The 19,030-nt window shown below is 72.6% G+C and carries 15 protein-coding genes and 1 pseudogene; 6 read left to right on the top strand and 10 right to left on the bottom strand.

The genetic code is table 11. The annotated features are described in order from the left end of the window. Positions 1-127: 127 nt before the first annotated feature. Positions 128-1,147 (top strand): serine hydrolase, encoded by a 1,020-nt coding sequence (locus JNK30_RS07070; protein ID WP_293481355.1) that lies wholly within the window; start codon positions 128-130, stop codon positions 1,145-1,147. On the opposite strand, the gene JNK30_RS07075 is transcribed toward JNK30_RS07070, so the two are convergent. The 4 genes from JNK30_RS07075 to JNK30_RS07090 all read right to left on the bottom strand — a co-directional run bounded on the left by JNK30_RS07075 (position 1,136) and on the right by JNK30_RS07090 (position 4,278). Continuing rightward, positions 1,136-2,101 (bottom strand): ankyrin repeat domain-containing protein, encoded by a 966-nt coding sequence (locus JNK30_RS07075; RefSeq protein ID WP_293481356.1) that lies wholly within the window; start codon positions 2,099-2,101, stop codon positions 1,136-1,138. The genes JNK30_RS07070 and JNK30_RS07075 overlap by 12 nt on opposite strands. Further along, complete coding sequence (locus JNK30_RS07080; protein WP_293481357.1) at positions 2,094-2,699, bottom strand: sigma-70 family RNA polymerase sigma factor; 606 nt, start codon at positions 2,697-2,699, stop codon at positions 2,094-2,096. Before JNK30_RS07080 ends, JNK30_RS07075 begins: the two co-directional genes overlap by 8 nt. Before the next feature lie 226 nt (positions 2,700-2,925). Then, positions 2,926-3,543, bottom strand: a complete 618-nt coding sequence (locus tag JNK30_RS07085) for a LuxR C-terminal-related transcriptional regulator (protein WP_293481358.1) — start codon at positions 3,541-3,543, stop codon at positions 2,926-2,928. A gap of 48 nt (positions 3,544-3,591) precedes the next feature. Beyond that, positions 3,592-4,278: an N-formylglutamate amidohydrolase gene (locus tag JNK30_RS07090; protein ID WP_293481359.1), complete on the bottom strand. Its 687-nt coding sequence runs from the start codon at positions 4,276-4,278 to the stop codon at positions 3,592-3,594. Between the two features lie 74 nt (positions 4,279-4,352). Between JNK30_RS07090 and JNK30_RS07095 the strand changes: the two genes are divergently transcribed. Then, positions 4,353-5,279, top strand: coding sequence for a transglutaminase family protein (locus JNK30_RS07095; protein ID WP_293481360.1), 927 nt, complete (start codon positions 4,353-4,355; stop codon positions 5,277-5,279). An 8-nt stretch (positions 5,280-5,287) separates the two neighbouring features. Then, positions 5,288-6,148: a transglutaminase family protein gene (locus JNK30_RS07100; RefSeq protein ID WP_293481361.1), complete on the top strand. Its 861-nt coding sequence runs from the start codon at positions 5,288-5,290 to the stop codon at positions 6,146-6,148. A gap of 158 nt (positions 6,149-6,306) precedes the next feature. Here the strand turns inward: JNK30_RS07100 and JNK30_RS07105 are convergent. The 3 genes and pseudogenes from JNK30_RS07105 to JNK30_RS07115 all read right to left on the bottom strand — a co-directional run. After that, a pseudogene (locus JNK30_RS07105) lies at positions 6,307-6,672 on the bottom strand (endonuclease domain-containing protein); the annotation flags it as partial. Between the two features lie 261 nt (positions 6,673-6,933). Further along, positions 6,934-7,752 (bottom strand): response regulator, encoded by an 819-nt coding sequence (locus JNK30_RS07110; RefSeq protein WP_293481362.1) that lies wholly within the window; start codon positions 7,750-7,752, stop codon positions 6,934-6,936. 345 nt (positions 7,753-8,097) lie between these two features. Further along, positions 8,098-9,384: an adenylosuccinate synthase gene (locus JNK30_RS07115; protein WP_293481363.1), complete on the bottom strand. Its 1,287-nt coding sequence runs from the start codon at positions 9,382-9,384 to the stop codon at positions 8,098-8,100. 511 nt (positions 9,385-9,895) lie between these two features. On the opposite strand from JNK30_RS07115, the gene JNK30_RS07120 reads away from it, so the two are divergent. Both JNK30_RS07120 and JNK30_RS07125 read left to right on the top strand, forming a co-directional pair. Beyond that, positions 9,896-10,315, top strand: a complete 420-nt coding sequence (locus tag JNK30_RS07120) for a VOC family protein (protein ID WP_293481364.1) — start codon at positions 9,896-9,898, stop codon at positions 10,313-10,315. Continuing rightward, positions 10,312-11,310 (top strand): threonine/serine dehydratase, encoded by a 999-nt coding sequence (locus JNK30_RS07125; protein ID WP_293481365.1) that lies wholly within the window; start codon positions 10,312-10,314, stop codon positions 11,308-11,310. Before JNK30_RS07120 ends, JNK30_RS07125 begins: the two co-directional genes overlap by 4 nt. A gap of 97 nt (positions 11,311-11,407) precedes the next feature. On the opposite strand, the gene JNK30_RS07130 is transcribed toward JNK30_RS07125, so the two are convergent. The 3 genes from JNK30_RS07130 to JNK30_RS07140 are packed head-to-tail and all read right to left on the bottom strand — an operon-like array spanning position 11,408 to position 17,047. Beyond that, positions 11,408-14,536, bottom strand: coding sequence for an efflux RND transporter permease subunit (locus JNK30_RS07130; RefSeq protein ID WP_293481366.1), 3,129 nt, complete (start codon positions 14,534-14,536; stop codon positions 11,408-11,410). Then, complete coding sequence (locus JNK30_RS07135; RefSeq protein ID WP_293481367.1) at positions 14,533-15,630, bottom strand: efflux RND transporter periplasmic adaptor subunit; 1,098 nt, start codon at positions 15,628-15,630, stop codon at positions 14,533-14,535. Before JNK30_RS07135 ends, JNK30_RS07130 begins: the two co-directional genes overlap by 4 nt. A gap of 7 nt (positions 15,631-15,637) precedes the next feature. Beyond that, the gene (locus JNK30_RS07140) at positions 15,638-17,047 is read right to left on the bottom strand and encodes an efflux transporter outer membrane subunit (RefSeq protein WP_293481368.1); all 1,410 of its coding nucleotides are present in this window, start codon (positions 17,045-17,047) and stop codon (positions 15,638-15,640) included. 195 nt (positions 17,048-17,242) lie between these two features. Here JNK30_RS07140 and JNK30_RS07145 point away from each other — a divergent pair, with 195 nt between their 5' ends. Further along, positions 17,243-18,895 (top strand): M28 family metallopeptidase, encoded by a 1,653-nt coding sequence (locus JNK30_RS07145; RefSeq protein ID WP_293481369.1) that lies wholly within the window; start codon positions 17,243-17,245, stop codon positions 18,893-18,895. Positions 18,896-19,030 lie beyond the last annotated feature (135 nt).

Here is a 19,030-nt window from a genome sequence, read left to right on the forward strand (position 1 = left end):
ATCTTGAAACACGTTATGGGCCGGTCGAGGGAAGTCAACGCGGCCCCCACGTCACCCCGACGGTTGATCGGCGCCACGCGGCGGCGTCACAGTGGCCGGACGTTCCTGCCCTCAGCGCGAGCCGCCCATGCGCCCCACGACCTCCCGCCGCGACCTGCTGGCCGCCGCCGCCCTGGCCGCCGCGCCGGCCTTCGCCCAGGCGCCGTCGGCGGCGATGGAGGAGGTCCTCGACTATGCGCGGGCCCAGAAGACCACGGGCTTCCTGGTGGTGCGCGACCGGCGCACGCTGGTGGAGCGCAACTGGCCGGCGCCCGAGGCGGATGCGGCCCGGTTCCGCGCCTCCTACGCCTACGAGACCACGCCCGAGGGCGCGCTCCTCGAAGACGTGGCTTCGCAGCAGAAGAGCTTCGTCGCGATCCTGGCCGCCATCGCCGTCGACAAGGGCCTCCTCGACGTGGAGCGGCCGGTCTCGGACTACATCGGCCCGGGCTGGTCCAAGGCCGCGCCCGAGCAGGAACGCGCGATCAGGGTGATCCACCTCCTGACCATGTGCTCGGGCCTCGGCGAGCCGCTGAACTACCTGGCGCCGGCAGGCTCCACGTTCTTCTACAACACGCCCGCGTACGCGATCCTCAAGCCCGTGCTGGCGGCGGTGGCGGGGCAGCCGCTCGAGACGATCACCCGCGACTGGCTGACCCAGCCTGCGGGCATGCGCAACACCGGCTGGCGGCCGCGGCCGGCGGCGTTTGCCGGCGTCGGCAACCCCACCGGCCTCGTCACCTCGCCCCGCGACGTCGCGATCATGGGACAGGTGGTGCTGGACGGCGGCCGCGCCGCGGACGGCCGGCGGATCGTCTCGGAAGCCGGGATGAAGGCGATGCTGTCGCGCTCGCCCGCCAACCCCGCCTACGGGCGTCTGTGGTGGCTGAACGGCGGCGCCTACACGGTCCGCCCGGCGGGGCGCGCGGAGGGCCCGCTCATCCCGGCCGCCCCGGCCGACCTCGTCGCCGCGCTGGGCGCGCTCGACCGCAAGCTCTACGTCGTCCCCAGCCGCCGCCTGATCGTGGTGCGCATGGGCCTCGCGGCCCCCGACCGCGACTTCGACCAGCAGCTCTGGCTGCGACTGGCGCGCGCCCTAGCGATCTAGCCCCAGCGCGCGATCGAGTTCGGGATCACCGACCGCGGCGGCCATGTCGCGGGCGCTGCGGCCCTCCGCGTCGCGCAGGTCGAGGTTCGCACCCCGTCGCCGAAGCAGGGCGGCGGCCTCCAGCTGGCGCGCCTCGATGCTCCGCATGAGCGCCGTGCGGCCCTGCGCGTCGGCCGCGTCGATCGGCGCGCCACGCGCCAGCAGCCGCGAGATCTCCCGCACCTGGCCCGCCGCCGCGGCCGCCCGCAGCCGCTCGGCCCATTCGGCCGCCTGGCCCTGCGGCGCGGGCGGCGGGAGCCGGCGCGCGGCCGCGGCGGCCGCCCGCTTCTCGCTGGTGACCACGATCTCGGAGAGCTCGCCGGCGCCGGCCGGCGCCGCCGCCGGAGGCGTCCTCGGCATGACCGGCGGCAAGCCTAGCGGCGGGATCGAGGGCGGCGGCGGCGCTGGCGGCGGAGGCGGTGGCGGTGGCGGTGGCGGTGGCGCTGCGAGGTCCCCGGACTCCACAGCCGGCCGCCGCGACGCGCTGACCACGACTTCGGCCGCGCCGGGCGCCGGGCCAGGCGGCAGGCGCGCCGCGGCGGGCGCCGGCGGCGGCGCAGCCTGGACCGGCGCAGCGGGACGACCCGATGGCGCGGCTGGCGGAGCAGCCGCGGACGGCGTGGGCGCGGCCGGCGTCGCAGGGGCCGGCGTCGCGGGGGCCGGCGGGCGCAGCGGGTCGGGCCGGAAGACCTGGGTGGCCACGAAAACGCTGATCCCGCCGACGCTCGCCGCAGCCAGCCAGCCGGGCCACGCCGCCCGCCGGCGCGGCGCCGCCGGAGGGGCTTCCGCCTGCGCCGACACAGCGGCCAGGACCCGGGCCCGCCGGGCCGCGCGGGCCGCCTCGTCCGCCAGGACCGCCTCGGCCTGCGCATAGGCCTGGTCGACGGGATCGGTCATCGCGTTCGGATCAGACATGGGCCGACCTCTCGCCTGCCAGGAGCTGGCGCAGCCGGGCCCGGGCGTAGCGGAGGCGGCTCTTGGCCGTCTCCATCCCGACCCCCGTGGCGACCGCGATCTCCTCCAGCGACAGCCCGGCCTGGGCGAACATCACGAAGACGCCGCGCTGCTCGAGCGGCAGCGCCTCGACCGCGGCCACGATCCGCTCGGCCAGTTCGCGGGACTGGACCTGCTCAAGGGGCGTCTGGCCGGGGTCAGGGATCGTCATCGCCGCGTCCTCGTCCTGCGCCTGCGCCAGCACCGCCACCTTCTGGCGGCGGAAGTGATCCCACGTCTTGCGCCGCGCGATGGTCAGCAGCCAGCCGCGGAAGCTGGACTTCTGCGGATCGAACGCGGCGGCGTTGCGCGCGACGGCGACCCAGGTCTCCTGGTGCAGATCCTCGGCCGCCTCGGCGTGCGCGGGCCCCAGCAGCCGCCGGATGAACTGGTGGCAGACGCGGTCGTGGCGGTCGTAGAGCCGCCCGAACGCCAGCGGATCGCCGTCGGCGTGGGCGCGCAGAAGGCCGGCGTCGTCCGCGTCCTCGGGCTCCATCCGGGCCAAGCCTACCTGCCGCACCGCGCCATTCCTACCGCCTGACCCCGGAGCCGAACGGGCGGCCCCGCGGCCCCTGTTCCGTTTCCACGGCGTCCAATCTCCCGAGCCTGCATGGAAACATACGCCGTGGCGCGTCCAACGGGGTTGAACGCGTGAAGGCGGGCCGCGTCCCGTGCGGGCGGGCGGCTCGGCAGCCACAAGACGGACACGGCGGAGGCGCGGGCCTCGGCGCCCCAGCCGGCACAGGTCAGCCGGCGGCCACCTGCGACATGATCGCGAGCGGGCGTTCTTCCGGATCGTGGAAGAAGGCCATCCATTCCTCCGTTCCATCCTCGTGGGTGTGGATCAGGTGCGGGGCCGACACGAACCGCGCCCCCCGCCGCTCCAGCTCCGCGTGGGCGGCGCGGATGTCCGGGACCCGGAAATAGATCACCGACTCCGCCTTGACCGGCCCTTCCTCCAGGAACAGGCGCACGCCGCCGCAGTCGAAGAAGGCCAGCGGGCCGTGGGTGAAGAGGTGCGGAAGACCGACCACGTCCCGGTACCAGGCCTCGGCCTCGGCCACGCGCCTCACCGACCGGGAGATCTGGCCCACCGGGCCAAGCACTGGCTGCGCGTCCATTTGGGAGACCCTCCGTCCCAGGTTGCTGTCCCGCCGCACGCCGGCCCAGGCGCGGAGCGCGGCGCGGTCGTCCAGGCCGAGCTTCAGGATCGCGTTGGCGACATGGAACTTGACCGCATCCAGGCTGATGCGCCGGCGGGTCGCGATCTGGCCGTTCGTCAGGCCGTGCCGGACCGCCTCGACGACGCGCCACTCGGCCGGCGTCAGGACATCACCATGGCGAGGTCGCCCGCGATTGCTCATGGCGGCGGAGACTAGCCGACGAACACTCGAATTTCCCTCCCCCGCGCCTCACACCAGGGCGTCGGCGACCAGCGCGGCGATGGCGGCGACGCCGTCGGGGTGGGCGAGTTCGTCCTGCCGCACCTCCAGCTCCAGATAGTCGAGCCCGCGGGGATCGCAGTGGTGCGGCACGGTGAAGTCGTCGCCGTCCATGCGGTAGGGCTCGTTGTCGCCCACCGCCTCGCCCAGGCGACCGCGCAGCCGCGCGAGCACGGACCGGCTGAGCGGGGAGTCGTCACGGTGCAGCACGCCCAGGCGCCAGGGCCTGCGCTGTCCCTGCATCACGGGCGTGAACGAGTGCAGCGACACCAGCCGACGCCCTGGCCGGGCGTCCAGCGCGGCGGCGATCGCGGCATGGTAGGGCTCGAAGATCTCCCGCCGCCGGCGGACCCGCTCGCGGTCGCCGAGCCCGGCGTTGCCGGGGACGGACGTGCCGTCGCTGGTCTCCACGATCGACTGCGGGTGGTCGGGGCTCCGGTTGCAGTCGATGACCAGGCGCGAGTAGCGCTGGCTGATGAACGTCGCGTCCAGCCGGACGGACAGGGCGCGGCCCAGGGCGGCCACGCCGAGGTCGCAGGCGATATGGCGCGCCCGGTCGGCCGGCCCCACGCCCAGGTCGCCGAGCCGCGGCGGTATCGCGTCCCCCGCATGATCGCCCACGAGCAGAAAGCCCGAGGGGGCGCCCGGATTCAGCACAGCGACGGGACTTTCCGCCGCAGCGGCAGCCGGTCGCGTGGACGGCGCCCCGGAATCGTCGGCCCGATGGGTCAATGCCGCGTGTCTCCCTTCTTCATCGGACCACGTACCGGTACCGCAACCCGGTCGCCCTGGGCGAGCACCGGGCGATGGCGCGGCCGATGGAGTCGTTCGACCAGCACGTCCTGTCCGCCGATCTGACGATCACGCCCGAGCCTTCGCTCGTGCGGACGATCCACGACCTGAGCAACGCCGCCGTGACCGCCGCGCGGTTCGAGGGACGGGCGGACCATCTGGAGTTCGTCCTGCGGGCCGAGGTGGAGCATCGGCCCGAGCGCTGCGCCAGCGCGCAGGACGACGACACCGTCCTTGGGACCGACGGCTTCGCCTACGCCCCCGGCGACGCCCACGCGCTGAGCCCGTTCGTCGGGAACGCGGCGGACGCCGGCGACGCCGCGGTGGACCCGTGGGCGCGGCGTTTCCTGAAGCCCGTCGGCCGCACCCGTATCGCGACCCTGCTTTCGGACATGACGCACGCCATCCGCGACGAGTTCGCGTACGAGCTGCGGGTGTCCGGCAAGCCCCAGCCGGCGGCCGAGACGCTCGAGCGCCGGCGCGGGAGCTGCCGCGACTTCGCGGTCCTGCTGATGACGGCCGCGCGGCGCCACGGCCTCGCGGCCCAGTTCGTCTCGGGCTACGTCTACGGCGCGCCGGGCGGCGGCGCCCCGACGGGCGGTGGACACACCCATGCCTGGGCCCGCGCCTACCTTCCCGAGGTGGGATGGTGCGACTTCGATCCGACCAACGGGATCATCGGAGCTCGCGGGCTGATCCGCGTGGCCGCGGTCGCGAACCCTCGCGACGCCGTCCCGCTGCACGGAAGCTGGTCCGGCTTCGCCTCCGATTTCATCGGCCTCGATGTCGAGGTGGCGATTTGCGCTCACGATCCCGCCGATACGCAACCGATTGAAGAGAAAGGAATTGCGCAGCAGGTCATTTAGAGGACGCCATGCGGATCAGAGCCGGATTTGAGATTGCCTTCGAGTGCCCGGCGCCCACGCCCCTGCTCCTGATGCTGAGCATCCGCCCGGAACGGCGCGGCCAGCTCGAGACGCCCGACGTCCTGTCCGCCACTCCGGCGACCCCCATCCGGCAATATGTCGACGACTTCGGCAACGTCTGCAGCCGGGTGACGGCTCCCGCCGGCCTGATCACGCTGCGCAGCGACTTCATCATCCGCGACACGGGCCAGCCCGATCCGAGCGCGCCCGACGCCTGCCAGCATCCCATCGAGGACCTGCCGGACGACGTCATCCTGTTCCTGCTCGGCTCCCGCTACTGCGAGACCCAGCACCTGAGCGACCTCGCCTGGCGGCTGTTCGGAAACACGCCGCCCGGGTGGGCGCGCGTCCAGGCGATCGTGGACTACGCCCACGCGCGCATCGCATTCGGCTATCCCCACGCCCGCGACACCCGGACCGCCTGGGAGGCGCATGAAGAGCAGGTCGGCGTCTGCCGCGACTTCGCCCACCTGGCCATCGCCCTGTGCCGCTGCATGAACATCCCCGCCCGGTACTGCACCGGCTACCTGGGCGACATCGGCGTGCCGCCCTCGGACGCGCCCATGGACTTCAGCGCCTGGTTCGAAGTCTACCTCGGCGGCGCCTGGCGCACCTTCGACGCCCGGCACAACCGTCCGCGGATCGGCCGCATCCTGATGGCCGTGGGCCGCGACGCCACCGACGTGGCGATCAGCACCAGCTTCGGCCCGGCTAGGCTCGCGGGCTTCGAAGTGTTCACGCACGAGGTGAGCGCCGGCTCCGTCGTCCGTCAGGACAGGAGCCTGACAGCGGGCCTTCCGGCAGCCTAGGCTTGCCCATCCCTCAGCGCCATCCGGTTTCGACGCATATCGGACGGCTGGAAAATCGTGAGGACTCCTCTCCCAAGCGCGGCAGCGCTGTGGGAGAGGCCGGGAGAGGGCGGCGCGGCTGGACGGGCCGAAGACGCCGCGTGGGACCCGGTCGCAGGTCAGGGGCGGAAGGCGCCTGATTCCGCTCGACGCCGCTCGATGTGACGCCCACGTCGGCTGGGGTCGGACTCGCGACAGGCGCTCAGGATGCGCCAGCTTGACCGGTCGAGATCCTGGAGCGCGGCGGCGTTGCCGAAGCGAAGCACGAGCAGGCCCTTCCCCCGCAGATAGGCGTCACGGCGGTCGTCGTAGACCGTGCGCTCGGCATGCACGCCGCCGTCCAGTTCGACCACGACCGCAGCCTCGAGGCACAGGAAGTCGACGATGAAGCGACCGACGACGGCTTGGCGACGCCACTTCCAGCCGTCCATCCGGGCGCCGCGCAACATCTCCCAGAGGCGGGCCTCGGCTTCGGTCTGCTCGCGTCGGAGCCGGCGGCCCGATCACGCCGCAGCTTGGCGGTGACGGACATGACCTTGCCCACAGGCGTCGCCTCCTGGTCCAACGGCGGCGCGGCGCGCGCAGCTCAGCGCCGCCCTCTCCCGGCCTCTCCCACGGCGCTGCCGCGCCTGGGAGAGGGGGGGCGAAACAAGCAGGAACATCAAGAGTGGCGGCAAGCGGGTTCAACGCCCGAAGGCCACCCCGTGCGGACGTTCAGGAGGTCCGCTCCACGTCGTCGTCAAGCTCTAGGCGAGTTCGACGGCTTCGCGGCTGCGGGGAGAGTCGGTGCGCAGGAAGGTGAGCAGGGGCTTGGACCAGGCCTCCGCCGCCGCGCGCGTGAGCGGCGCGCCCGACTGGTTGTGCTTCATGAGGTTGCGGTAGAACTCGGACGCCGCCAGCGTGAGGCGCAGGTCGGTGGCCAGCGACTGCAGGGTCGTGGCCTGGGTCAGCATGGCGCGCATGGCCTGCTGCGGATCGCTCTCGCAGGCCGCGACGGCGGCGCGGACGATCTTCAGCGCCTGGTTGACCTTCTGCTGGTAGGGCGTCTCGGAGCCGTCGGTCTTGCGCTTCAGCGGGCCCGCGTACTCGCCCGAATTGAACCGCCGCCGGTCGGGGCCGATGTACTCCATCCCCTCCACCCAGTCCCGCTCCTTGACCGTGACCGCCTCGAGGCGGCGGAGCAGGTCCTTCATCGAATAGGGCTTGCGGAGGAACTCGTGCACGCCGGCGTCGCGCGCCGCGAGGATCATCGCCGCGGTGGCGGCCCCGGTGACGGTGATGATCGGCGCCTTGCGGCACAGCCAGTTCGAACGGCGGATCCGGCGGGCGATGGCCAGCCCGTCGACCTCGGGCGTGCCCAGCTCCAGGACGATGAGCTGCGGGTCGCAGGTCTCGGCGATGCGGAGCGCGCGCTCGGTCGTCCCCGCGACCCAGACGTGGCTCTGGGCGATGTCGCGCATCAGGTCGGTGAACAGGCGGGCGCTGGCCGGCTGCGGATCGGCGACGACGACGCGCTTCAGCCTGGGCGCGATCTTCTCGATGATGCGTTTGTCGCCGTCGAACAAGGCGCTGGCTCCCCCCGGACCTTCGGAGGAGGTCATAGCCGGTATCCGTAAAGAGACGTTTGATACGCCCGGGCGGCCCTTGGGGGACGCGCCGAGGGCAACGACCGTCCTCCCCCGCCGGGGGGCGCGGTGGAGGGGGGCTAGGCTCGGCGCTCGAGACCCCTCCACCATGCTGCGCATGGTCCCCCTCCCCTTGCAGGGGAGGACCGGGGGGCGGCCAGCCCTCAGTGTCCGCTTGCCCTCTCCACCACCCGCTCTTCGGCGGGCGGTCCCCCTCTCCCGCTTTGCGGGAGAGGAAGGTGCGGCGGCCGAAGGACCGTCCTCCCCCGCAGAGGAAGGGAGCCGTCAGTCCTGGAAGGGGTCGCGCATCAGGATGGTGTCGTCGCGCTGGGGGCTGGTGGACAGGAGGGCCACGGGGGCGCCGATCAGTTCCTCGATGCGCCGGACGTACTTCACGGCGTTGGCGGGCAGGTCCTTCCAGGAGCGGGCGCCCTGGGTGGTCTCGCTCCAGCCCTCCAGCTCCTCGTAGACCGGCGTGAGCGCGGCCTGCGCCTTCAGGCCGGCGGGCAGGTAGCCGATCTCCTCGTCGCCCAGGCGGTAGCCGGTGCAGATCTTCAGCGTCGGCAGGCCGTCGAGCACGTCGAGCTTGGTGAGCGCGATCCCGGTGATGCCGTTCAGGGCCACGGACTGGCGGACCAGGGCCGCGTCGAACCAGCCGCAGCGGCGCGAGCGGCCGGTGACGGTGCCGAACTCGCGGCCCACCGTGCCCAGGTGCTGCCCAACCTCGTCGGTGAGCTCGGTGGGGAACGGCCCCTCGCCCACCCGCGTGGTGTAGGCCTTCACGATGCCCAGCACATAGCCCGGGCCCTTGGGGCCGAGGCCCGAGCCGGCGGCGGCCTGGCCGGCCACGGTGTTGGAGGACGTCACGTACGGATAGGTGCCGTGGTCGACGTCGAGCAGCGCGCCCTGGGCCCCCTCGAACAGGACCCGGCGGCCGGCCTTGACCTCGCCGTCCAGGAGCAGCCACGCCGGCCGGGCGAAGCTGAGGATGCGCGGCGCCAGCGCCTCGAGGTCGGCCAGCAGGGCCGCGGCGTCGACGTCGGGCAGGCCCAGGCCGCGGCGAAGCGGCGCGTGGTGGGCGAGCAGGCGGTCGATCTTGGCCTCCAGGGCCGCGCGGTCCGCGAGGTCGGCGACGCGGATGGCGCGGCGGCCGACCTTGTCCTCGTAGGCGGGGCCGATGCCGCGGCCGGTGGTGCCGATCTTGTTCGTGGCCGCCGCCTCGCGCGCCTGGTCCAGGTCGCGGTGGATGGGCAGGATCAGGCAGGCGTTGTCGGCCAGGACCAGCAGGTCGGGGGTGATGGCGATCCCCTGCTGGGCGATGCCGTCGATCTCCTTCAGGAGGTGCCAGGGGTCGACCACGACGCCGTTGCCGATGATCGACAGCTTGCCCTGCACGACGCCCGACGGCAGCAGCGACAGCTTGTAGACCTGGTTGCCGACCACCAGCGTGTGGCCGGCGTTGTGGCCGCCCTGGAAGCGCACGACGACGTCGGCCCGGTTGGAGAGCCAGTCGACGAGCTTGCCCTTGCCCTCGTCGCCCCACTGGGCGCCGATCACGGTGACATTGGCCATCTGGGTACGATCTCCCGACCTGCCCGGAGAACGCGCCACGGCCCTTCGACAGGTGCTCGGCCGGACGCGGAGATCGAAATGCGGGCGGGGTTTAGCGGAACGCCCGACGGCTGTCATCAGGTCAGTTGGGGCGAGCCCATGCGCATGAGGGGCGCGCTCGCAGCCGCACGGCGGTGGGTGTCGGGGTGGTTCTGAAACGCGGAGTCTGTGGGCCCCGGTCTTCGCCTGGCGGCGAAACCGGGATGACAACGCTTGAGGTGGCGCCCACACCCTCTCAGCTGTCCTCCCGGCTTCGGCGTAGCCGAAAAGCCGGGACCCATACGCGCCCGATGGCGGAGGCGGCCCGCAAGCGTCACCGCCGCGCTCTTTCCGGACCCACGGAGTCTATGGGTCCCGGTCTTCGCCTGCGGCGAAACCGGGATGACATTGGAGGGGGGAGCGCTCAACTCCGTAGGCCACCGCGCGCCAACTGGCGGTTCCGTGCGGGGGTCGGGCGGGGTATCAGGCGGGGATGGATATTCCGCGTTTCCACCTGGCGTTTCCGGTCCGCGACCTGGCCGAGGCGCGGGCGTTCTATGGGGGCCTCCTGGGCTGCCCCGAGGGCCGCTCCAGCGACGAATGGGTCGACTTCGACTTTCACGGCCACCAGATCGTGGCGCACCTGTCGCCGGGCGAGGCGGGGCATGGCGCCACCAACCCGGTGGACGGCCACGACGTGCCGGTGCGCCACTTCGGCGTGATCCTGACGCTGCCCGCGTGGGAGGCGCTGGCCGAGCGGCTGAAGGACGCCGGCACGGCGTTCGTGATCGAGCCCAACATCCGCTTCAAGGGGCAGCCCGGCGAGCAGGCGACGATGTTCTTCCTGGACCCGTCGGGCAATGCTCTGGAGTTCAAGGCCTTCGCGCGCGACGAGATGGTGTTCGCGAGATGAGCAGGACGGACGGGCTGGCGATCTCGCTGGCCGACATCGAGGCGGCGGCGGGCCGGATCCGCGGCTGGGCGGTGGAGACGCCGCTGCTGGAGAGCGCCGCCCTGAGCGACCGGCTGGGCCTGCGCGTGCTGATCAAGCCCGAGACGCTGCAGCGGGTGGGCGCCTTCAAGTTCCGGGGCGCGTTCAACCGGCTGGTCCAGCTCTCGGACGAGGAGAAGCGGACGGGGGTGGTGGCGTTTTCCAGCGGCAACCACGCCCAGGGCGTGGCGCTGGCCGCGAAGCTGCTGGGGATCCCCGCGCTGATCGTGATGCCGGCCGACGCGCCCCGGGTGAAGGCCGAGGCGACGAAGGGCTACGGGGCCGAGGTGCGCTTCTACGACCGGCTGACCGAGAGCCGCGAGAACATCGCCGCCGCCATCGCCGCCGAGCGCGGCGCGGTCGTCGTCCCGGCGTTCGACGATCCGCACATCATCGCGGGCCAGGGGACGGCGGGCCTGGAGCTGGTGCGCCAGGCGCGGGCGCTGGGCGCGGAGCTGGACGCGGTCATCACCCCCTGCAGCGGCGGCGGCCTGCTGGCGGGCGTGGCCACGGCGGTGAAGGCCCTGTCGCCGGCGACGGCGCTGATCGGCGCCGAGCCCGCGGGCTATGACGACACGCTGAAGTCGCTGCAGGCGGGCGTGCGCACGCCGATGACGCCGACGCACCGGACGCTCTGCGACGCCCTGGAGACCCCCTGCCCCGGCGAGCTGACCTTTCCGATCCTGAAGGCGCACGTGGCCGACGTGGCGGTGGTGACCGACGCCGAGGTGGCGGAGGCGATGCGGTGCGCCTTCTCGACGCTGAAGCTGGTGGTGGAGCCGGGCGGTTCGGCGGGCCTCGCGGCGCTGCTGGCCGGCAAGGTCCGCGGCTTCGAGGGCCGGACGGTGGGGCTGGTGCTCTCAGGCGGCAACGTCGACCCCGAGCAGTTCGCGCAGGTGCTGCGCGGGGAGCTGTGACGGGCCGGCGGTGGGGCCCTGCCGGCCGCTTGCCCTTTCCACCACCCGCTCTTCGGCGGGCGGTCCCCCTTTCCCGCGAGCGGGAAAGGAAGGCGCGCTAGAGGCGGTCTTCGGGGATCGGGCGGGGCGGGACTTCGCGGGGGGTGACGACGCGGGCGAGCTTGGGCTTCAGCCAGTTCTCGAAGTCGTCCACGAAGCGGTAGACCACCGGCACCAGGACCAGCGACAGGACGGTCGAGGTGATCAGGCCGCCGATCACCGCCACGGCCATGGGCTGGCGGAATTCGGCGCCCTTCTCCAGGGCGAACGCCGTGGGCAGCATGCCGGCGGCCATGGCGAAGGTGGTCATGACGATCGGGCGCGCCCGCTCGCGGCAGGCGTCGATCAGCGCATCGTGCTGGCTCATCCCCTCGCGCTCGCGCTCGATGGCGTACTCGACCAGCAGGATCGAGTTCTTGGCGGCCAGGCCAAGCAGCATCAGGAACCCGATCAGCGACGGGATCGAGAGCGACAGGTCGAAGGCGAGCAGGCCCGCGAAGGCCCCGCCGACGGCGGTGGGCAGCGCCGAGAGGATCACCACCGGCTTGAAGAAGCTGCGGAACAGCAGGACCAGCACGCCGTAGATCATCGAGACGCCGGTGAAGATCGCCATGCCGAAGCCGCCGAACAGCTCGGCCATGGCCTCGGCGGTGCCGATGGCGGCCGGGCGGACGCCCTCGGGCATGTTCTTCATGATGGGCAGGTTGTTCACCGCCTTCTGGGCCTGGCCCAGCTGGTAGCCGCCGTTCAGTTCGGCCTGCACGGTGATCCGCCGCTCGCGGTTCAGGCGGTCGATGCGGGCCGGACCGGCCTTGAACTCGATCTCGGCGACGCTCTCCAGCGTGGTCGTGCCGCCGGAGGCGGTGGGGACGCGCAGGGCGCGCAGGCGCTGGATGTCGCTGCGCGCGTCGGCGGGCAGGCGCACCCGGATCGGGATCCGGCGCTCGCCCTCGTTGAACTTGGCGACATTGGCGTCGATGTCGCCGGCGGTGGCGACGCGGATGATGTTGGCGAGCGCGTCCGACGAGACGCCCAGGCGCGCGGCCTCGTCCGGCCGCGGACGGATGACGATCTCGGGCCCGACGGGCGGGGTCGACTGCTTCGGGTCGGCCACCTCGGGCAGGGTGCGCATCTGGCGCTCGAGCTCGAGGGCGGCGGCCTCGAGGTTCGCCGGGTTGGTGCCGGTGAGGATCTGCTGGAAACCGGCGCCGCCCTCGAAGTCGAGGAAGCCCAGGCGGACGTCGGGGATGCGGCGCAGGTCGTCGCGCAGGCGGTCGCGGATCTCGGAGCCGCGGACCGAGCGGTCCTCGTTCAGCAGGATGGTGGCGGTGCCGCGGCGGACGTCGCCGCCGCCGCCGCCCGACATGCCCGGGCCGAAGCTGGAGACGGTGGAGCCGATCTGGATGAAGACGCCGCGCACCTCGGGCTGCCTCTCGAACAGCTCGGTGAGGCGCTGGGCGGTGACCTCCATGTCCCGGGGCGTGGCGCCCGGCGGACCCTGGATGTCGACGTACATGTAGTCGGGGTCGCCCGCGGGCTGGAACCCGGCCGGCAGCAGCGGGACGAGGGCCAGCGAGCCGATGAAGAACACCCCGCCCAGGAAGGCGGCGATGATCCGGTGCGCCAGGGCCCACTCCAGGGCGTTGCGGTAGAAGCCCTTGAACGGCTTGCGCTCGTGGGGCGTGGCGGTGGGCTTCAGGAAGTAGGCGGCCAGCAGCGGGGTGACGAGGCGCGCCACCACCAGGGAGAAGAGCACGGCCACCGAGACCGTGAGCCCGAACTCCTTGAAGAACTGGCCGGGGATGCCCGGCATGAACGAGACCGGGGTGAACACCACCACGATCGAGAAGGTGGTCGCGACGACGGCGAGGCCGATGGCGTCGGCGCCCTCGATGGCGGCCTGGTAGGGGCGCTGGCCGCGGGCCACGCGCTTCTCGATGTTCTCGATCTCGACGATGGCGTCGTCGACCAGGATGCCGATGACCAGGGTGAGCGCGAGCAGCGTCACCATGTTCAGCGAGAAGCCCGCCATCTGCATGATCAGGAAGGTCGGGATCAGCGAGATGGGCATGGCCAGCGCGGTGATCGCCGTGGCCCGCCAGTCGCGCAGGAAGAAGAACACCACGATGGCGGCGAGCAGCATGCCCTCGCCCAGCACGTTCTTGGTGGCCTGGAAGCTGGCGCGGGTCTCGGTCACCGACGAGAAGATCGTCGAGAACTTCACGCCCGGGTGGGCCGCCTCGAGCTCCTTGAGCTTCGCGAGGACCGCGTCCTCGGCGTCGACGTCGCTGGCCTCCTTGGTCTTGGAGACCTGGAAGCCGACCACGGCGCGGCCGTTCAGCCGGGCGAACCCGCGCTCGTCCGAGGAGCCGTCGCCGATCTCGGCCACGTCGGACAGGCGCACCGAGCCGCCGCCGGCCGTGGGGATCATCATCTCGCGCAGGCGCGCCACGGTGGTGACCGAGCCCAGGACGCGGACCGTCTGCTCGCGGCCGCCCACCTCCACGCGGCCGCCGGGCGCGTCCACCTGGAAGCCGCGCAGGGCGTTGTTGACCTGAGCCGCGGTCAGGCCGCGGGCGGCCATGCGGTCGGGATCGACGATGACGTTGATCTCGCGGGCCACCCCGCCCACCCGGGAGACCTGCGACACGCCCTTGGCCGCCTGCAGCGTCCGCGAGACGGTGTCGTCGACGAACCACGAGAGCTCGTCGTCGCTCATGGCGGGCGCCTCGACCGCGATGGTCATGATCGGCGCGGCGTCGTCGACCTCGATCTGGTTGACCTGCGGCTCGTCGATGTCGCGCGGCAGCTGCGCGCGGATCTGAGCGACCTTCGAGCGGAGCTCGTCGGTCTTCTTCTGCAGGTTCTCGCCGATCTCGAACTGGATCGAGGTGGTGGAGACGCCCTGGGTCACCACCGACTGGATGCTGCGCACCCCCGTGACGCTGGCCACCGCGTCCTCGACCGGACGGGTGATCTGCGTCTCCATCTCCCCGGGGGCGGCGCCGGCCTGGGTGACCGTCACCGCGATCAGCGGGAACTGGATGTTGGGGTACATTTTGACCGCCAGCATCTGGTAGGCGATCAGGCCCGACATCAGCAGGCCGATGAACAGCACCGCGACGGGGATCGGGTTGCGGATCGCCCAGGCGGAGATCGCGAAGTGGCGCTGGGGCTGCTCGCTCATTTGGCGGCCGGCGGGCTGGCGGCGGCGGCGCGCGGCGCGGCGCCCGCCGGGGTCGGGCCGGCGGCCACGGGACGCACGAGGTCGCCATCGAGGAACAGCGCGCCGGCGTTGGCGACGATCCGGGTCCCGTTCGGCGGGCCCTTGACGATCTGGACGAGGCCGCCGCCGCGGGCGCCGGTCTGCACCGGGACGCGCTTCACCTTGTTGTCGGGGCCGACGACCATGACTTTGGCGCCGTCGGCGTCGTAGCGGATCGCCGCTTCGGGGACCGCGCTGACGGTGGTCTGGGCGTCGTCGAAGATGGCGCGGCCGAAGCCGCCGGCGCGGATGTCGCTGCGGACGGGCAGCAGCAGGCGCACCTCGCCCAGCTTGGTCTGCGGGTTGATCTGCGGGCTGATGAGGCGGACGCGGCCGGTGACCGTGGCGCCGCCGGGCAGGCTGACCGTCGCGGCCTGGCCGACGCGGACCCGGCTCAGGTCGGTCTCGGACAGCTCGGCGCGCAGCTCGACCTGGCCGTCGCGGGCCATGCGGAACCACGGCGTGGCGCCGCCCGCGGCGAGGTCGCCCGGACGCACGTTGCGTTCGAGGATGACGCCCGACACGGGCGCCACGACGTTCAGCTTGCGCTGCTGGGTCAGCAGGCTGCGCAGGCGCGCGGCGGCGGCCTGGGCCTGGAAGCGGCGCTGGGCGATCTGCTCCTGGGGCAGGACGCCCTGGTTCTCGAGGCCCTTGACGCGGTTGGCCTGGTCCTCGGCCTGGGCGGCCTGGGCGCGGGCCTCGGCGATCTGGGCTTCGAGGAGCGTGGGATCGAGCTCGGCCAGGGTCTGGCCGGCGCGCACGTAGTCGCCCACCTCGGCGCGGACCGCGCGGACCCGGTAGCCGGTCACTTCCGGCATCACCGCGGCCTCCTCGCGCGGGGCGAGGTCGCCCGAGGCGGTCAGCGCGCCGGTGATCGCCCGGGGCTCGACCTGGACCACGGTCACGGCGCGGGCGCGCTCGGCCTCGGTCTCCTTGCGGGGCGGCTTCTTGCAGGCCGCGACCGAGAGGGCGGCCGGCAGGAGCAGGACCAGCAGGGTGAATGTTGCGCGCTTCATTGCGGTCTCACTTGGCGGCGTAGGCCTGGGCCGGCCAGCCGCCGCCGATGGCCTTCATGGCCTGGACGGAGCGGCGCAGGGCCTGGACCTGGGCCGAGGCGAGCTGGGCGCGCACGGCGCGCCAGGCCTGTTCGGCGGAAAGGGTGGTGGAAAGGTCGGTGAGCCCGCGGGCGTAGCCGGTGCGCGCGGCCTCGTAGGCGCGGCGGGCGCGGGCCTCGCCATCGCGCAGCAGCACGACGCGGCGGCGGTCGGCGTCGAGGTTCACGAGCGCGGCCTCGGCCTCCTGGAACGCGGTCTGCACCGTCTTCTCGTAGGCGGTGACGGCCTGTTCGGTGCGGGCGTTCTGGACCTTGAGCTCGGCCAGCAGGCGCGGAATGGACAGGAGCGGCTGGGTGATCGAGCCGCCGATGCTCCAGCTCGAGGTCTCGGACGAGAAGTTCGGCTGCTCGATCCGCGCCCAGCCGAGGCCCGGCGAGAGCGTGAAGCTGGGGAAGAAGGCGAGGCCCGCCAGCCGCTGCTGGCCGGCGGCGGAGCGCAGGGCGGCCTGCGCCTGGCGCACGTCCGGACGGCGCTGCAGCAGCTCGGACGGCAGGGACGCCGGCACGGCCGGCGGCTGGCCCACCTCGGGCGGCGCGGCGATGCTGGCGGTGGGCTCGAAGACCCGGCCGGCGAGGATCAGGATCGCGCGCTTCTGGGTCTGGAGCTGGGCGTCGAACGCGGCGACGGCGGCCTGCGCCTGGGCCAGGTCGCCGGCGATGCGGTCGGGCTCGGAGGTGGCGGCCAGCCCCGCCGCCGCGCGGCGCGAGGCGACCTCGTACAGCTCCTGCTGGATGCGCGCGGTCTCGCGGGCGTCGGCGAGCTGGATCGCGAGGCCGCGGGCCTGGAAGTAGGCGTCGGCCGTCTGGGCGGCGATCTGGGCGCGGGTGGCCTCGAAGGCGAAGCGCACGCGGTCGACCTCGGCGTTCGCGGCGCGGTAGGCGACGAAGCCGCGACCCCAGGGATCGATCTCCCAGGCGACGTTGAAGTTGGCCTGGTACTGCTCGGACACGCCCGACGTGGAGAAGCCGGGGATGTTGGCCGCCGTGCCGCCGATCTGCTCGGTGTCGGTGCGCCGGCCCTGGGCCGTCAGGTCGCCGCGCGGGAGGTACTGCAGGATGGCCTGCGTGCGCTGGGCGCGGATCTCGTCGAGGCGCGAGCGGGCCGTGCGGACGTCGGTGTTCCGCTCCAACGCCTGCTGCACGAGCTCGGTCAGCTGGTCGTCGCCGTAGGCGGTCCACCAGGTGTCGAGGGGGATGGAGCCGGCGGGCGCTTCGGGCGCCTGTTCGTAGGCGGCCGGAAGGCGCACGTCCGCGTCGCGCGGCGTGGCGCATCCCGCCAGGACGAGGCCGGCGGCCAGGACAACGATCTGAAGGCGCATGCTGTGCCTTGGGAGGGAGGACGCTGACGCCGAACTGCGGCGCCCGTCTACACCGCCGATCGCGTCTCGGGAATTGCACAAAGGACACATAGGCGGCGAAGCTTGAGGTAACCGCGCTCGCCGAAAGCGCGCTGGCGGCATGCCCCACCGCTCGCTAGGGTCGCGCAACTTTCGCCCCCTCCTCCCGAGTGACCGATGAAAAAGCTGCTCATTGGCGCCGCCGTCGCGGCGCTGATCTGTCCCCCCGCCCTGGCCGCCGACCCGGTCGTGAACGTCGAGCGGATCCTGCGCGACACCCAGGTGCTGTCGTCCGACGCGTTCGAGGGGCGCGGCCCGGCCACCGAGGGCGAGCGGAAGACCGTCGCCTACCTGATCGAGCAGATGAAGGCGGCCGGCCTGCAGCCCGGCGGCGACCGCGGCAAGGACGGCGCGCGCGCCTGGACGCAGGACGTCCCGCTGGTCCGCTCGGCGACCAAGGGTCCGGTGGCGGTCAGCGTCTCGGTCAACGGCGAGCGGAAGAGCTGGACACAGGGCCAGGAGGTGGCCATCCGCGCCACCCTGATCGGCGACCGGCTGACGGTGAAGGACGCGCCGGTGGTGTTCGTGGGCTACGGCGTGAAGGCGCCCGAGCGGAACTGGGACGACTTCAAGGGCGTGGACCTGAAGGGCAAGGTGGCCCTGGTGCTCGTCAACGACCCGGACTTCGAGACCGGCCAGGGCGACTTCGGCGGCAAGGCGATGACCTACTACGGCCGCTGGACCTACAAGTTCGAGGAGGCGGCGCGGCAGGGCGCGGTTGGCTTCCTGGTGATCCACGAGACTGCGCCGGCGTCGTACGGCTGGGCCACGGTCAAGAACTCGAACACCAACGAGATCTTCGACGTCATCCGGCCGGATCCTTCCACCGACCACGCGCCGCTGGAGGGCTGGATCCAGCGCGACAACGCCGCCGAACTGCTGGCGGCCGCGGGGCACGACTTCGAGGCGCTGAAGACGCAGGCCCGGACGCGCGACTTCCGGCCGGTGGAGCTGAAGGGCGTGACCTTCTCCACGGACTACGCCGTCGACGCGCAGAAGGTCGTGTCGAAGAACGTGGTCGGCGTGCTGCCGGGGACGAAGCGGCCCGAGGAGCGCGTGCTCTACACCGCCCACTGGGACCACCTGGGCGTGGGCCAGCCCGACGCCAGGGGCGACCGGATCTACAACGGCGCCCTCGACAACGCCTCGGGGACCTCGATGCTGCTGGAGCTGGCGCGGGCGCACGCCAAGGCGGGCCGGACCGAGCGCAGCCTGGTGTTCCTGGCGGTGACCGCGGAGGAGAAGGGCCTGCTGGGGTCGGAGTACTACGCCTCGACGCCGCTCTACCCGCTGGCCACCACGGTGGGCGTGCTCAACATGGACGGCGTGGGGCCGAGCGGGCTGGCGCGCGACTTCACGACCTCGGGCAACGCGCCGCTCACCCTGCAGGACGAGCTGATCGCCGTGGGCAAGACGCACGGCCGCTACTATTCGCCCGACCCGCGGCCCGAGGCCGGCAGCTTCTTCCGCTCGGACCACTTCCCGTTCGCCAAGGTCGGCGTGCCGGCCATCAGCTTCGGCGGCGGCCGCGACCTGGTCGAGGGCGGCAAGGAAGCGGGCGAGGCGCGCTCGCGGGCCTACACGGCCGACAAGTACCACCAGCCCGCCGACGAGTTCGACCCGACCTGGGATCCGAAGGGCTTCGTCGCCGACGGCGCGCTGCTCTACGACCTGGGCCGCAAGCTCGCCAACAGCCGCATCTGGCCCGAGTGGAAGGACGGCGCCGAGTTCAAGGCCGAGCGCGACAAGACCCGGGCGCAGAGAAAGTAGGCCTCACCCCTTCCTGAAGAAGGCGTGGAAGTTCTCGCCGAAGCTGTTGGTCCAGCGTTCCGGCGGGATCCGCACATGGTCGGCGCGCAGCATGTGCGGGGCCAGCGTCTCGGCGTCCACGCGCCGGACGGCGGG

It is taken from the genome of Phenylobacterium sp. (assembly GCF_016793225.1).
Taxonomy (GTDB): domain Bacteria; phylum Pseudomonadota; class Alphaproteobacteria; order Caulobacterales; family Caulobacteraceae; genus Phenylobacterium.